This is a genomic window from Bradyrhizobium sp. GW821-FHT13H06, assembly GCF_058803975.1.
Window position 1 is genome coordinate 31,876 of the sequence record NZ_JBXAPN010000017.1, and the last position, 13,830, is coordinate 45,705.

General features: G+C 66.2%; 15 protein-coding genes and 1 tRNA gene. 10 read left to right on the top strand and 6 right to left on the bottom strand.

What is annotated here, in order from left to right:
• Nucleotides 1-226: 226 nt before the first annotated feature.
• Both AC1RQP_RS38335 and AC1RQP_RS38340 read left to right on the top strand, forming a co-directional pair.
• The gene (locus AC1RQP_RS38335; protein WP_492942778.1) at nt 227-1,279 is read left to right on the top strand and encodes a hypothetical protein; all 1,053 of its coding nucleotides are present in this window, start codon (nt 227-229) and stop codon (nt 1,277-1,279) included.
• 165 nt (nt 1,280-1,444) lie between these two features.
• Complete coding sequence (locus tag AC1RQP_RS38340) at nt 1,445-2,887, top strand: MATE family efflux transporter (RefSeq protein ID WP_492942780.1); 1,443 nt, start codon at nt 1,445-1,447, stop codon at nt 2,885-2,887.
• A gap of 135 nt (nt 2,888-3,022) precedes the next feature.
• On the opposite strand, the gene AC1RQP_RS38345 is transcribed toward AC1RQP_RS38340, so the two are convergent.
• The 4 genes from AC1RQP_RS38345 to AC1RQP_RS38360 all read right to left on the bottom strand — a co-directional run bounded on the left by AC1RQP_RS38345 (nt 3,023) and on the right by AC1RQP_RS38360 (nt 5,388).
• Nucleotides 3,023-3,424 carry an SRPBCC family protein gene (locus AC1RQP_RS38345; RefSeq protein ID WP_492942782.1) on the bottom strand — a complete coding sequence of 134 codons (402 nt, stop codon included), beginning with the start codon at nt 3,422-3,424 and terminating at the stop codon, nt 3,023-3,025.
• Between the two features lie 120 nt (nt 3,425-3,544).
• A complete protein-coding gene (locus AC1RQP_RS38350) occupies nt 3,545-3,904 on the bottom strand; it encodes a VOC family protein (RefSeq protein WP_492942784.1) in 360 nt (119 codons plus the stop codon).
• A gap of 56 nt (nt 3,905-3,960) precedes the next feature.
• Nucleotides 3,961-4,800: a helix-turn-helix transcriptional regulator gene (locus AC1RQP_RS38355; RefSeq protein WP_492942786.1), complete on the bottom strand. Its 840-nt coding sequence runs from the start codon at nt 4,798-4,800 to the stop codon at nt 3,961-3,963.
• A gap of 9 nt (nt 4,801-4,809) precedes the next feature.
• The gene (locus AC1RQP_RS38360; protein WP_492942788.1) at nt 4,810-5,388 is read right to left on the bottom strand and encodes a methylated-DNA--[protein]-cysteine S-methyltransferase; all 579 of its coding nucleotides are present in this window, start codon (nt 5,386-5,388) and stop codon (nt 4,810-4,812) included.
• A gap of 171 nt (nt 5,389-5,559) precedes the next feature.
• On the opposite strand from AC1RQP_RS38360, the gene AC1RQP_RS38365 reads away from it, so the two are divergent.
• Nucleotides 5,560-5,633 (top strand) — tRNA-Gly (locus tag AC1RQP_RS38365).
• 5 nt (nt 5,634-5,638) lie between these two features.
• Here the strand turns inward: AC1RQP_RS38365 and AC1RQP_RS38370 are convergent.
• Entirely contained in the window at nt 5,639-5,842 is a 204-nt protein-coding gene (locus tag AC1RQP_RS38370; RefSeq protein ID WP_492942790.1) for an alpha/beta fold hydrolase, read from the bottom strand.
• A gap of 8 nt (nt 5,843-5,850) precedes the next feature.
• Nucleotides 5,851-6,630: an alpha/beta fold hydrolase gene (locus AC1RQP_RS38375; protein WP_492942792.1), complete on the bottom strand. Its 780-nt coding sequence runs from the start codon at nt 6,628-6,630 to the stop codon at nt 5,851-5,853.
• Between the two features lie 175 nt (nt 6,631-6,805).
• Between AC1RQP_RS38375 and AC1RQP_RS38380 the strand changes: the two genes are divergently transcribed.
• From AC1RQP_RS38380 to AC1RQP_RS38410, 7 genes are all read left to right on the top strand, one after another.
• Entirely contained in the window at nt 6,806-7,387 is a 582-nt protein-coding gene (locus AC1RQP_RS38380) for a helix-turn-helix domain-containing protein (protein WP_492942794.1), read from the top strand.
• A 24-nt stretch (nt 7,388-7,411) separates the two neighbouring features.
• Nucleotides 7,412-7,885, top strand: coding sequence for a GNAT family N-acetyltransferase (locus tag AC1RQP_RS38385; protein ID WP_370123750.1), 474 nt, complete (start codon nt 7,412-7,414; stop codon nt 7,883-7,885).
• Nucleotides 7,886-7,978: 93 nt separating this feature from the next.
• Nucleotides 7,979-9,037: a LacI family DNA-binding transcriptional regulator gene (locus AC1RQP_RS38390; RefSeq protein WP_239627930.1), complete on the top strand. Its 1,059-nt coding sequence runs from the start codon at nt 7,979-7,981 to the stop codon at nt 9,035-9,037.
• An 81-nt stretch (nt 9,038-9,118) separates the two neighbouring features.
• Entirely contained in the window at nt 9,119-10,576 is a 1,458-nt protein-coding gene (xylB, locus tag AC1RQP_RS38395; protein ID WP_492942796.1) for a xylulokinase, read from the top strand.
• On the top strand, nt 10,573-11,895 hold the full coding sequence (gene xylA, locus AC1RQP_RS38400) for a xylose isomerase (protein WP_492942798.1): 1,323 nt from the start codon (nt 10,573-10,575) through the stop codon (nt 11,893-11,895). The genes xylB and xylA overlap by 4 nt, the downstream gene beginning before the upstream one ends.
• A gap of 12 nt (nt 11,896-11,907) precedes the next feature.
• Entirely contained in the window at nt 11,908-12,666 is a 759-nt protein-coding gene (locus AC1RQP_RS38405; RefSeq protein WP_492942800.1) for an ATP-binding cassette domain-containing protein, read from the top strand.
• A complete protein-coding gene (locus AC1RQP_RS38410) occupies nt 12,666-13,748 on the top strand; it encodes an ABC transporter permease (protein ID WP_492942802.1) in 1,083 nt (360 codons plus the stop codon). The genes AC1RQP_RS38405 and AC1RQP_RS38410 overlap by 1 nt, the downstream gene beginning before the upstream one ends.
• Nucleotides 13,749-13,830 lie beyond the last annotated feature (82 nt).

Consider the following 13,830-nt stretch of genomic DNA (forward strand, 5'->3'; position numbering starts at 1 on the left):
GTCATGCTGAGCGAATCGATGAAAGCGTATCGAGATTGCTCCAAGCCGTAGACGAGCGAAGCGATATCCGGGATGATCAGAGGAAGGATCCGGATATAGCGTCGCTCATCCGGTTACTTTTCTGGATCGCCGATCTGGTCGGGCATGACGGCCGCGCGCGTGGCTCGGTTGCGTCGCCTCTCGCGCAATGACACAGTCCGTTACAACAGATCCATCGGGAGCAAGCATGAGGAGCGAAACAGAAGCGGCGCAGAAAGCGCAATGGAGACGCTGGCGGGCGGTCGCCGATCTCTATCATGCTTATTTCACCGGCCTCATCCTCACCGTGGTGACTCGGCGCGGGACAGCGGATGCCGCGGAATTCGTCTTCCGTGTGTTCCGCCGCCAGCAGCAGGAGCGTTTCCTGCCCGGGCTCGAGAAGCTCGGGCTCAGCCATCTGCCGCCGGCGGTGGCGGCTGCCCAATATCATTATCTCTCCAACTGGATCGGCGGCGTGCATGTCGAATACATGTATGAGAGCGACAGCAAAGCCTGGATTCGCTATCCGCCGCCACGCTGGATCTGGAGGGGCACCGCGATCTGCGGCGTGCCGGGCGAGGTCAGCCGCGCGATGCTGCGTGGCTGGCACGCCAACAACGGCGTTGCGCTTGGTGATCTCAGGCTCGGCTTCGTCTGCACCAAGCAGAGCGTCGATGGCCAGGATGGGCTCGAAGGCTATTATCATCAGTACGACCATCCGCTCGAGCTGGACCAGCGCCTGGTGTTCGCCCGTCATCTGGAAGCTCCATTGTTCGATGCGAAGACCGCGCCGGCGCTGCCGGTCGCGAATTGGCCGAAGCCGCGTCTGGAAAAAGCCTATCGCAACTACGCCATGGAATATGTCCGCACCGCCGCGCCCGTGATGGTGCAGCTGTTCGGTCCGGAGGATGCCGGCTATCTCCTGCATCTCACCGGCAAGCTGATCGGCATGCAATATTTCGACGAGGTTGCCCCGGCGCTGGCAATGACCCGCGGCGGCGCGAGAGAGTTCGCATCGTTCCTGAGCGCGTTGTTTGCCGCGCAGGATGATGCGGCCGAGACCACGCAATCAGAAGGCACGTTCGAAATACACCAGCAGAGCTGGAAGCTGATGGACGACGTCGCCGACCACCACCCCGCTTGTGCGCAGGTGCTGGCGGGATTGTTCGAGGGGCTCGCCGCGGGGTGCGGACGGCACATTGGCGTGCAGATGCGCTCTGCGGCCGCTGGCCGTCCGCCCCTGGTCTGGACGATCGGGTAAGTTCACCGATTGGGAGCGCTGCCGCAGGGCACGCCTGCACCCGACGCAGGAAGAATCGGCGCGCACCGTGCTAACAAGTCCCCGCCGCGCCCTGCGCGCGAATGGATTGATTGGCACACCCGTTCATTGCCGCGCCGCAAATGGCGCTTCTGCCCGGGAGAGGACATGACGGACATCGCCGAGATCCCGGTCGATGAGCAAGAGCGCCCGCTGCCGCCGCCCCCGCGCTCCGTCAAGAGCGCGCTGACCGACGGGCCGATTCTGCGCACGCTGCTCTCCCTCGCCTGGCCGAACGTGATCGGCTTGTCGGCCGGCATCTGCGTGGTGATCGCGGAGACCTCTTATGTCGGCCGGCTCGGTGTCGAGGCGCTGGCGGCGATGGCGCTGGTGTTTCCGACGGTGATCCTGACCATGACGATGTCGGGCGGCGCCATGGGCGGTGCGGTGGCCTCGGCCATCGCGCGTGCGCTCGGCGCCGGCGATCGCGAGCGCGCCGGAACGCTCGCCGTGCATGCGATGCTGATCGGCATCAGCTTCGGTCTCGTCTTCATGCTGGGCATGCTGATCTTCGGGCCCAGGGTGCTCGAAATGCTTGGCGGCCGCGGCGCCGTGCTGACGCATGCGATCGCCTACACGCAGGTGTTTTTCGGCGGCGCCGTGCTGCCGTGGTTGCTCAACACCATGGCGGGTGTCCTGCGCGGCACCGGCAACATGAAGCTGCCGTCATTTCTCATCCTCAACTCCGCGGCCTGGCAGATCGTGCTCGGCGGCACGCTGGGTCTCGGGCTCGGACCGGTGCCGCAGTTCGGAATGCGCGGGGTCGCGGCCGGCGCGCTGATCGCCTATTCCATGAACATCTGCATCATGGGCTGGTACCTGTTTTCCGGCCGCGCGCGGATCGTACTGAGGTTGCGCGGCTTGCGCATCCGATGGGCGATGTTCTTCGACATCCTCAAGGTCGGCGCCATCGCCTGCTTCTCGCCGCTACAATCGGTGCTGACGATCTCGATCTTCACCCACATGCTGGCGAAGTTCGGCACCGCGATCCTCGCCGGTTACGGCATCGGCGCGCGGCTCGAGTTTCTGCTGACCTCGATCGCGTTCTCGTTCGGCATCGCCTGTGTGCCGATGGTCGGGATGGCGATCGGCGCAGGCCGCATCGCACGCGCCCGGCGCATCACCTGGATCGCCAGTGCGGCCGCTTTCGTGGCGGTTGGTGCGCCTGCGTGCCTCGTTGCGATGTTCCCGGATCTCTGGGTCAACATGTTCACCGACAGCGTGGCCGTGCGCGCGGCGAGCCATCAATATCTCTCGACCGTCGGGCCGTTCTACGCCTTCTTCGGCCTTGCAACGACGATGTATTTCTCCTCGCAAGGCGCCGCCAAGGTGATCGGCCCGGTGCTCGCGCAGACGGCGCGGCTGATCTATATCGCGGCCGTCGGCTGGTGGCTGTCGACGCACGACGCCAGCGCGCAGAGCTTCTTCTGGCTGGCCGCAAGCTCGATGGTCGTGCTCGGTGTGCTGTCGTGCTCCAGCGTGGTGCTGACACGCTGGGGGCCGCGCAAGGCGAAAGCTGCGATCAGGCCGGCGCTTTCAGCTGCCGACTAAAGCGTTAGCTGGCAAATCACTGTCCGCACCCCTCATGGCATGCTCCTCGCGTGCTTGGCTCCATCGGGAGAGCGGAGCCGACCGGACGTACGCGGGCATGGTTACGGCTGGCGAGGGCGCGCCCTGTGAAGAACATCACGCAGACGCAGGCGGGAATGCCCTGTGGATCGCGCCGACGGCCTCCTTCGTTTGCCCTTGAATGTAGGCCGCGAGCTCGTTCGGCAGCACGTCGATGATCCAGACCAGCCGGCAGCGCACCTCGCTCTCGGCGATCACCTGCACGGAGGCGCTGTAATGCTTCAGCCGCTCGTTGCTGATCGCATAGACGAGGCGCTGTCGCGCATCGTCGCAATCGACCAGCACCTCGCGTGCGACCGAACCATTGGCAAAGGTGACGATGCGCGCATCGTCGTCGAGCGTGCAGGCGGTGACGAAGCCCGGCACCAGCCGCTGGTGCAGCGCGCCGAAATCGCGCACCGCGTCCCAGACGTCGCGTGCGGAGGCGGGGAGGGGGATGTCGTTGCGGATGGACGCCATCAACGTGTCCTTGATTGTGATAAGTGGTGCCGCGGGCATCGTCATTGCGAGCGTGGCGAAGCAATCCAGAAATGTTTCCGCGGGGACAGCCTGGATTGCTTCGTCGCGAGAGCAGAGAGCTCACACGCAAACCGCCTCGACATTGTTGCCGTCGGGGTCGATCAAGAACGCCGCATAATAGGTCGGGCTGTAGTCCTTGCGCGGCCCGGCGCCGCCATTGTCGCGGCCGCCGCTCTTCAGGCCTTCGCTGTGAAACGCCTTCACCTCGTCATGGTTCTTGGCGCGGAAGGCGATATGGGCGCCTTCGGCCTTCCGGCCCTTGTTCAGGTGCAGCCACAGCGCCGGCTCGCCCTTCGGCCCGAAGCCGGCATAACCGTCGCCACTCGAGCACAGGACATAGCCGAGCGGCGCCAGCACTGCGGTGTAGAAGCGTGTCGAAGCGTCGAGGTCGGCAACACGCAATCCGATGTGGTCGTACATGTTCGTCTCCATTGCAGAAGCGTGCCGAGAGGGGCACGCGGCGGAGACGACCCTAGTCAGTTGAGGGCAGGCTGCTCTTGGAGAATCTTGCGCTGTCCCTTCGAGGCCTGGCGGAATTTGGTCGGGGATACGCCGGCAGCGCGATGGAAGGTGCGGACGAAATTGGAGAGATCGCCGAAACCGACGTCATAGGCGATGTCGGTGATCGCGATGTCGTCGTCAGTGAGCAGCCGCGCGGCGTGCCGCAGCCGCGAGCGCACCAGATATTGATGCGGGGTGACGCCGAGCACGCTCGAGAACAGCCGCAGGAAATGGAACGGGCTGAGGCCCGCCTGCCGCGCGGCCTGTTCGAGGTCGAGCTCGGCATGCGAGTTGTCGTCGATCCACAGCGCGGCCTCGACGGCGCGGCGGCGGTCGCGCGCGGTGGGGGTAGCTGGCTTGCGCACCTTGCCCGAGACGACGTCAATGAAGCGGCCGGCGAGGATCTGGCCGATCTCGTCGAGACCGAGGTCGCTGTTGCCATCTGCTGCCGTCTGGGCGAGCTCGCCCAGCACCATCAGCTCGGGCAGCGGCGGCGTCGCGCCGATTTGCCAGACCTCACGGCGCCCGCCGAGAGTCTCGACCAGCTCCTCGCTGAGAAAGAACGACAGGCAGACGTCGCCGGACACGTGCTCATGCGTGCAGGTGTATTCCTCGCCGGGGGCGCCGACCAGCATCGAGCCTGCCACCAGCTCGAAGAAACCGGCGCGGCAATGGCAGCCGAAGCTCCCTGCGCGGACATAGGCGATGGAATGGCCGGCGCGGCATTCGGCAAACGGCGTATCGTCCGGTCCCGCATCGCAGCGAAATTCGGAGACCGTCATTGATGGCGTCGTCAGCAGCGTGGTCGCATCCATCCGGCCTATCTAGGTAGGCGCGCGGGGCGGAGCAACGGGCAGCAGCACCTCGAACAGCGTCTTGCTGGCGACGGGATGGGCGCCTTCGAGCGCCAGCAGCCGCCGCTTGGAGATCATGCCGGCATAGGGCGAAAGCCGGTCGGTGTAATTGCCGGTCTCCAGCACCCGGTGACAGGGCACGATCAGCATGTAGGGATTTTTGGCGATCGCCTGCGCCACCGAGTGCACGGCGCCGGAGGCGCCCAGCGCCTTGGCGATTTCGTGGCAGGTGCGCGTTTCGCCGCGCGGGATCGTGCAGGTGTACTCGTAGACCCGCCGGTTGAAGCCGGGCACCCCGCCGGCGTCCAGGCTGACGTCGGAGAAATCGGGGTCGCCGCCTTGCAGCAGGCCGACAATCCCCTCGATCGCCAGCTCAGCGTTCTCGGACGGCCGCTGCTCCCGTGCCTCGGGATGGGCCAGGAAAATCCGGCGGCGGGTGTCGATCTCCCGCGCCTCCGGCAATTGCACGGCGACCACGCCGGTGCCGCTCCAGATGATGCCACAGCGCCCCAGCGCCGTGTCGAATATCGCGTAAGCACGCCCCGCCATGCACACGCCCCACTCAGTGCACGTTTCGCCCCAGACACGAAATCATAACACCGCCACAATCCGGCGCACTTGGAATCTTTTCAGGACGTTAACAACCGTCGGGCCGGGCGCGCCAAACCGCTTGGCGGGACGCGCCGTCTCGGCTAATCAGGAGGGGCGCAAGGCGCGTAAGCGGGCGTAGTTCAATGGTAGAACGGCAGCTTCCCAAGCTGCATACGAGGGTTCGATTCCCTTCGCCCGCTCCAAGACTTTAGCCCGGCAAGCTTCGCAGAAACTCCACGATCGCCGCGTTCACCTCCGCCGGCCGCTCCTGCTGCGTCCAGTGTCCGCAGCCGGGCAGCATTATGATCTCGCGGAGCTGCGGCACCCATTGCTTCATGTGGGCGAGATGATCGGCCGCACCGGGGAAGGCGATGACCATGTCGTGGTCGCCTGCCATGAAAAGCGACGGCACCACAACCTTCACGCCCTCGAAGGCCCCATCAATTCCCAATTGCGATCGATGTTGCGGTAGTAATTGAGCGGCCCGCGAAAACCGCTGCGCGTAAATTCGGCGCCATAATAGTCGAGATCGGCGGCGCTCAGCCACGAGGGCAGCGGCACCTGCATCTTCGGCAACATTCCGTCCTTGCGCGAAACCATGCCGACGCCAACGGTCCGTCCCTGACGCTCGGCATTGGCGCGGATCGCCGCGGCCCCTTCGCCGGAACCGCCAAAGAGCATGGCACGGAGCGTTGCGCGAGGATCCTGTTCGAACTCCGCTTCGGCGATACCCGGCTCCTGGAAGTACAGCTGATAGAACTGCGCATCCGCCGTCTGCGGCATGACGCTCGTCGGCCGCACAGGACTGCGCGGTCGATAGGGTACGCTGAGGATAGCGGCGGCGCGGAAGCGATCGGGCCGCAGGCGCGCCGTGTGCCAGGCGATCGTCGCACCCCAGTCATGGCCGACGATGACGGCATCCTTCGCCCCGAAGGCGTCGAGCACGCCGACGAGGTCGCCGACCATGTGGAGGATCGTGTATTGATCGATTGCTTCGGGCCGGTCGCTCTTTCCGTATCCACGCATGTCGGGCGCAACCGCGTGGTAGCCAGCCGCTGCCAACGCCTCGAGCTGATGCCGCCAGGAGTACCAGCCTTCCGGAAAGCCGTGGCAGAGCAGAACCATTGGCCCCTCCCTCTGCTCGGCGACATTGAGGCTGATGCCGTTGGTCTTGATCGTCCGCTGCGTCGGCTCGCCCATATCGTCGCCTCCGATTGGTGATTGTGGTTGGTGCCCATCCTAATCGGCCCAACGTGCTCAGCAAAGATTCTAATATATTGGTCTTCCCGCTCCCGGCGTTTGCCTCTGTGCGCGCTAGGCTGCTCTTGCGCCGATGGGTGCGGTCCTCGTGTCGGGTGATGTTCGGATGAAAGCCATGGACCAGCAGAAACTCGATCGCGCGATCGGTCGGCGCCTGAAGACGCTTCGGACGCAGGCGGGCATGACGTTGAACGAGCTCGCAGCACGCTCCGGCGTCAGCCGGGCCATGATCGGGCGGGTGGAGCGGGCGCAGAGCAGTGCGACGGCGGCGCTGCTCAACAAGCTTTGCGCGGCGCTCGACGTCACGCTCAGCGACGTCGTCGCGATCGCCGAAAAGCCGCCGGAGCGCCTAGTGCGACTTGCGGACCAGCCGCTCTGGCGCGATCCCGACAGCGGCTATCGCCGGCGTCATGCCTCGCCGCCGGATGCGGCCAGCGGCATCGAGATCATCGTCGTCGACCTTCCGGCCGGCGCTCGCGTCTCCTACAGCCCCTGGGGCCGCAACGCCTTCACCCAGCAGCTGCTGATGCTGGAGGGCGCGATCGCCGTGCATATCGATGCCAAGGCCGTGCGGCTGCGGGAGGGCGATTGTCTGGATTTCGACGTGATGCGCGCCGTGATTTTCGAGAACGAAACGAAACAGGACGCGCGCTACGTCATCATCATCAGGCGCGGCGCGTCCTACGGCAAGATGTGAGGGCAGGACATGGAGACGAGCACGATGCAGATCCGCACCGGCGACACCTATGATCCCCGCGTCGTCGCGCTGCTCGATCACCACGTCACGGCCGCGCGGGCGCAGACGGCGCCGGGCAGCGCCCACGCGCTCGATCTTGCGGGCTTGCGTGCACCCGACGTCGCGTTCTGGACCGGCTGGGACGGCGAGACGCTGGTCGCCACCGGGGCGTTGAAGACGCTTTCGGCGAGCCACGGCGAGGTCAAGTCGATGCACACGCTGCAGACCGCGCGGCGGCGCGGCTATGGCGGCCGGATGCTGCGTCACATCATCACGGAGGCTCGTGCGCGCGGCATGACGCGGCTCAGCCTCGAGACCGGCTCGTGGGACTATTTCAAGCCGGCCCACGCGCTCTACCTTGCGCACGGCTTCATCGTCTGTGGCCCGTTCGAGGGCTATGTCGAGGATCCCAACAGCCTGTTCCTGGCGCTGGACCTGTCGGCGCCGGCGCGTCGGTAGCTCAGGAGCGCGTCTCCACGCAAGGCACGCAAATCAGCGAGGTCGCCTCAAAATGAGTTGCGCACCTCAAAACACCTCTGCTAGCCTTCAGCCATGGCCGAGACGCTCACCCCGACCGCGCTAACGCTAAAGGACATCGCCCGCGAGGCAGGCGTCAGCCTCGCCACGGTCGATCGCGTCCTGCACAATCGCCCGGGCGTGCGGCCGGACACGGTGCGGCGCGTCAAGGCGGCGATCGAGCGCAATTCGTTCCAGCCGCATGTGGCCGCCGCCGAGCTCGCACGCGGCCGCGCCCGCCGTTTCGCCTTCGTGATGCCGTCGGGGCCAAACCCGTTCATGCAGCAGATCGAGGCCTATCTCGGCGAGATGGCAGCCTGGCTGGCGGCCCGCCGCCTTAGCGTCGAGACGGTCGCAACCGACGTGTTCGACCCCTCGGCGCTCGCAGCCTCGCTGGAGGCATTGTCGGGCGATTGCGACGGCGTTGCCGTGGTGGCACTGGATCATCCCGCCGTGCGCGCTGCCATCAACGATCTCGTCGATGCCGGCACCAAGGTCGTGACGTTGGTCTCGGATGTACCATCCTCGCGCCGGCACCATTATGTCGGCATCGACAATATCGCCGCGGGCCGCACGGCGGGCGCGCTGGTCGGGCGGCTGGTCGGCCGGAAGCCCGGCAAGGTCGCGATCGTCGCGGGCTCGCAGGGCCTGCGCGATCATGCCGAGCGCATCTTCGGCTTCAACCAGGTGATGGCGACGGAATTCCCCGATCTCAGCGTGCTGCCCGTGCTGGAAGGGCGCGACGAGGACGACCGTTCGGAGCAGCTGCTGGGCCGGCTGCTCGGCAGTCATGCCGACATTGTCGGTCTTTATAATGTCGGTGCCGGCACGCAGGGCGTCGCCAAGGCACTGAACGACAAGGCGTTGAGCGAAATCGGTCGCGACAAGCAGGTGGTGTTCGTCGGACACGACGTCACGGCGCTGACGCGCCGATTGCTGCTGCAGGGCGTGATGGATGCTGCGATCTCGCAGAACCCCGGACATGAAGCGCGCGCGGCCGTGCGCGTGCTGCTGGCGCTCGCCCGCGGCGAGCCGATCCTGCGCGAACAGGAGAAGATCAGGATCGACATCGTGATGCGGGACAATCTGCCTTAGCGGCAGGCGGATTTCGGAACGGCCCGCTGCGGGGAAAGCGACGCAAGATCGCGCACCGCAGCAGGCGAAAGGGAGGATAGCGTGTATCTCGGGATCGACATCGGCACGTCCGGTGTGAAAGCGGCGCTCGTGAACGAAGCCGGCGCGGTCGTCGCGACGGCGGCGCGCGAACTTGCGCTGTCGCACCCTGCGCCGCTGTGGTCCGAGCAGGATCCCGACGCCTGGGTCGATGCGGCCATCGGCGCAATCGACGATCTCGCCGCGCGCCAGCCGCGCGAGGTTGCGCAGGTTCGTGGCATCGGGCTGTCAGGCCAGATGCATGGCGCGACGCTGCTCGGCAAGGACGGCCGGCCGCTGCGTCCGGCCATCCTCTGGAACGACGGTCGCTCGCAGGCCGAATGCGCCACGCTGGAGCGGCGCTGTCCCTCGCTGCACACGATCACCGGCAATCTGGCGATGCCCGGCTTCACCGCCCCGAAATTGCTATGGGTCGCGCGGCAAGAACCCGAAGTTTTCGACCGCGTGGCAAAGGTGCTGTTGCCGAAAGCCTATGTTCGCTATCGCCTCACCGGCGAGATGGTCGAGGACATGTCGGACGCGGCCGGCACGCTGTGGCTGGATGTCGGTCTGCGTCGCTGGTCGGCCCTGCTGCTGCATGCCACCGGGCTCGATCTGCACCACATGCCGCGCCTGGTCGAGGGCAGTGAGGTGAGCGCCGTGCTCGCGCCGGACTACGCGCGGCGCTGGGGCATGCAGAAGGATGTCGTGGTCGCGGGCGGTGCCGGCGACAATGCGGCCAGCGCGATCGGGCTCGGTGCCATCGTGCCGGGCGATGCCTTCCTGTCGCTGGGAACGTCGGGTGTCCTGTTCCGCGTCACCGATCGCTTCGCGCCGGCGCCGGCATCAGTCGTGCATGCCTTCTGTCACGCGCTGCCCGGCCTCTGGCACCAGATGGGCGTAATGCTGTCGGCGGCGGCCTCGCTCGCGTGGCTCGCAGGCGTGATGGAGACGCCGGCTGCAGCGCTGCTGGCGCCGCTCGGCGAGCGCGTCGACGGACCAAGCCCGGTCAAATTCCTGCCCTATCTCGATGGCGAACGCACGCCGCACAACGATGCCGCGGCCAGCGGCGCCCTTGTCGGCTTGCGCGGTGCGACCGGCCGGAGCCAGATCGTCCAGGCTGTACTCGAAGGCGTCGCCTTTGCCGCGCGCGACAATCTGGCGGCGCTGAGCGCGGCGAGCGGACCGATTGCCGAAGTCGATCTCGTCGGCGGCGGCTCGCGCTCGGCGCTGTGGGCGCAGATCTGCGCCGATGTGCTCGGCATTCCCGTTCACCGCGTCGAGGAAGGCGAGGTTGGAGCCGCGCTCGGCGCCGCGCGGCTCGGCCGCATCGCTGCGACCGGCGAAGACGCAGCGGAGGTCTGCACCCGTCCGCGGCGGCTCGCGACCTTCACGCCCCGTGCATCCATCGCTTCGGCCTATGACGAGGCCTATCGCCGGTGGCGCGCGCTTTATCCAGCACTGAAGGAGTCCCTTAAGTGAACGCGTCAGCCAAGTTCTTCGATGCAAGCGCACCCGTCGCCTTTGTCGGCAAGGATGCCGCAAACGCGCCCGCCTTCCGCTGGTACGACAAGGATCGGCTCGTGCACGGCCGCAGGCTCGAGGATCATCTGCGCTTTGCAGTCTGCTATTGGCATTCCTTCTGCTGGCCGGGCGGCGATCCCTTCGGTGGGGAGACGTTCCTGCGGCCCTGGCACCACGGCACCGACGCGATGGCGATGGCGCGCGCCAAGGCTGACGTCGCCTTCGAGCTGTTCCGCCTGCTCGACGTGCCGTTCTTCACCTTTCACGACGTCGATGCGGCGCCGGAAGGCGCCACGCTCGCGGAATCCGTCGCCAACCTCAACGCGATCGCCGATCTGTTCGAGCAGAAGATGGCCTCCGCAAAGGTGCGCCTGCTCTGGGGCACCGCGAACCTGTTCTCACACCGCCGCTACATGGCGGGCGCCGCGACCAATCCGGACCCTGATATCTTCACCTATGCCGCGGGTCAGGTCCGCGCCGCACTGGAGGTGACGCGCCGGCTCGGCGGCGAGAACTACGTGCTGTGGGGCGGACGCGAGGGCTACGAGACGCTGCTCAACACCGATCTCAAGCGCGAGCTCGACCAGCTCGGCCGCTTTCTCTCGCTCGTCGTCGAGCACAAGCACAAGATCGGTTTCAAGGGGCCGATCCTGATCGAGCCGAAGCCGAAGGAGCCGACCAAGCATCAATATGATTTCGACGTCGCCACCTGCTACGGCTTCCTCGAGCGCTACGATCTCCTGAACGACGTCAAGCTCAACATCGAGCAGAACCACGCCATCCTCGCCGGCCACTCGTTCCATCACGAGGTCGCGCTCGCCGAGGCGCTCGGCGTCTTCGGTTCGCTCGACATCAACCGCGGCGACGATCTGCTCGGCTGGGACACCGACCAGTTCGCGATGAACGTGGGCGAGCTTGCGCTGGTGTTCCACGAGATCCTGAACCGCGGCGGGTTCACCTCGGGCGGACTCAATTTCGACGCCAAGATCCGCCGCCAGTCCATCGACCCCGACGATTTGATCCATGCCCATGTCGGCTCGATGGATGCCTGCGCGCGTGCCTTCCTCGCCGCCGCCGACATGATCGATGCCGCCGTCCTCACCGAGCCGCTTGCCAAGCGTTACGACGGGTGGGCCAGCCCCGAGGGCCGCGCCATTCTCGGCGGCCAGCGCTCGCTCGCCGATCTCGCCGACCGTGCCACGAGTCCCAACTTCGACCCGCAGCCGCGCTCGGGCCGGCAGGAATACCTGGAATCCCTCGTCAACCGCTACGTCTGAGGAGGACCGCTGATGGCAAAGACCGACGCAACACCGGTCCTCGAGTTGACCGGCATCGGCAAGGAGTTCGGCGCCATCCGCGCGCTGCACGACGTCGAGATGCAGGTCTTCCCCGGCGAGGTGGTCGGCCTGATGGGCGACAATGGCGCGGGCAAGTCGACGCTGGTCAAGATCATCGCCGGCAATTTCCGTCCCACCCACGGCGAGATCCGCTTTGCCGGCAGCGCGGTCCACTTCAACCGCCCGGTCGATGCCCGCGCTGTCGGCATCGAGGTGGTCTATCAGGACCTCGCACTATCAGACAATCTGACGGCCGCAGCCAACGTGTTCCTCGGCCGCGAGCTGAAGCGCAAATTCGGACCCATCGCCTTGCTCGATCACAAGGCGATGGCGGCGCGCGCGCTGGAGCTGTTCGGCGAGCTGCGCTCGGAGACGCGCCCCGACGATCTCGTCAAGCAGATGTCGGGCGGCCAGCGCCAGGCGGTCGCGATCGCGCGGACGCGGCTGTCCAACGCCAGGCTCGTGATGATGGACGAGCCGACCGCCGCCATCTCTGTTCGCCAGGTCGAGCAGGTGCTCGGCCTGATTCACCGGCTGAAGGAGCAGGGCGTCGCCGTCATGCTGATCTCGCATCGCATGCCCGACGTGTTCGCGGTGTGCGACCGCGTCATCGTCATGCGCCGCGGCGAGAAGCGGGCCGACAAGCCGATCCACCAGACGTCGCCTGAGGAAGTCACCGCTCTCATCACCGGTGCGAAGGAGGCGGCGTGATGACCATGCCCATGGAATCCCCGATCACGTTCTCCAATGTCGGCAAGATCAGATGGTGGCAGCGCGGTATCTTCGCCTCCCAGACCGGCTACGTGCTGCTCGCGCTGGCGGTGCTGCTGGTGATCATGCATTTCGCCAGCCCCTACTTCTTCACCGAAGGCAACATGCAGAATGTGGCGAAGAATTTCTCCTTCATCGCCATTGCGACGCTCGGCGTCACCTTCGTAATCATCACCGGCGGCATCGATCTCTCAGTCGGCTCGATGATGTGCTTCTCCGCCATGATCACATCGATGGTGATGACCGAGCTGTCGACGCCCGGCTCGCCCGCGGGTGCGCTGTTCGTGCACATGGCGGCCGACGGCAAGACCGTGCTCGCCAATGTGCCCGGACTGATCCTGCTGGTCTCGATCGTCGCCGGCCTCGGCGTGGCGCTGATCGCGGGGCTCGTCAACGGCTTCTGCATCGCCGTGCTCGGCCTGTCGCCCTTCGTGACCACGCTCGGCATGCTCTCGATCGTGCGCGGGCTCGGCTACGTCGTCTCCAACGGCCGTGGCAGCTTTCCGGGCGGACCGGACGCCGACTATTTCTACGCAGCGACCTCGGGCGATGTGCTCGGCGTACCCGTGCCTTTCATTTATCTCGTGATCCTCGCGCTGGCGATGGCCGTGGTGCTGCATCACACCGCGTTCGGCCGCCACGTCTTCGCGCTCGGCGGCAACGAGAAGGCGGCCGAGCTCACCGGCATTCCGGTGGTGCGGGTGAAGATCGAGGTCTACGTGATCTGCGCGCTCGCCGCCGGGCTCCAGGGCATCATCATCTCCGGTTGGCTCGGGTCGGCGCCGGCCAACATGGCGACATCCTACGAGCTCAATGTGATTGCGGCGGCCGTGATCGGCGGCGCCAACCTCGCCGGCGGCATTGGCGGCCCGCTCGGGGCCATCGTCGGCTGTGTGCTGCTGGAAGTGATCCGCAACGGTCTCGTGCTGGCGCAGGTCAGCTCCTACTGGCAGCAGACGCTGGTGGGCGTGATCATCATTCTCGCTGTGCTGGTCGACCGTATCCGCTCGCGGATGACCTGACGTGACGTCGTTCCGGGAGGGCAACCAAGATGCCGCCCGTCCGCTTCCCGGACGCTTCTGACAGGATGGGCGCTAGAGAAGG

Coding starts and splice junctions, on each gene's coding strand:
- AC1RQP_RS38335 (WP_492942778.1), top strand. CDS start 227: ATGAGGAGCGAAACAGAAGCGGCGCAGAAAGCGCAATGGAGACGCTGG.
- AC1RQP_RS38340 (WP_492942780.1), top strand. CDS start 1,445: ATGACGGACATCGCCGAGATCCCGGTCGATGAGCAAGAGCGCCCGCTG.
- AC1RQP_RS38345 (WP_492942782.1), bottom strand. CDS start 3,424: ATGGCGTCCATCCGCAACGACATCCCCCTCCCCGCCTCCGCACGCGAC.
- AC1RQP_RS38350 (WP_492942784.1), bottom strand. CDS start 3,904: ATGTACGACCACATCGGATTGCGTGTTGCCGACCTCGACGCTTCGACA.
- AC1RQP_RS38355 (WP_492942786.1), bottom strand. CDS start 4,800: ATGGATGCGACCACGCTGCTGACGACGCCATCAATGACGGTCTCCGAA.
- AC1RQP_RS38360 (WP_492942788.1), bottom strand. CDS start 5,388: ATGGCGGGGCGTGCTTACGCGATATTCGACACGGCGCTGGGGCGCTGT.
- AC1RQP_RS38375 (WP_492942792.1), bottom strand. CDS start 6,630: ATGGGCGAGCCGACGCAGCGGACGATCAAGACCAACGGCATCAGCCTC.
- AC1RQP_RS38380 (WP_492942794.1), top strand. CDS start 6,806: ATGGACCAGCAGAAACTCGATCGCGCGATCGGTCGGCGCCTGAAGACG.
- AC1RQP_RS38385 (WP_370123750.1), top strand. CDS start 7,412: ATGCAGATCCGCACCGGCGACACCTATGATCCCCGCGTCGTCGCGCTG.
- AC1RQP_RS38390 (WP_239627930.1), top strand. CDS start 7,979: ATGGCCGAGACGCTCACCCCGACCGCGCTAACGCTAAAGGACATCGCC.
- AC1RQP_RS38405 (WP_492942800.1), top strand. CDS start 11,908: ATGGCAAAGACCGACGCAACACCGGTCCTCGAGTTGACCGGCATCGGC.
- AC1RQP_RS38410 (WP_492942802.1), top strand. CDS start 12,666: ATGACCATGCCCATGGAATCCCCGATCACGTTCTCCAATGTCGGCAAG.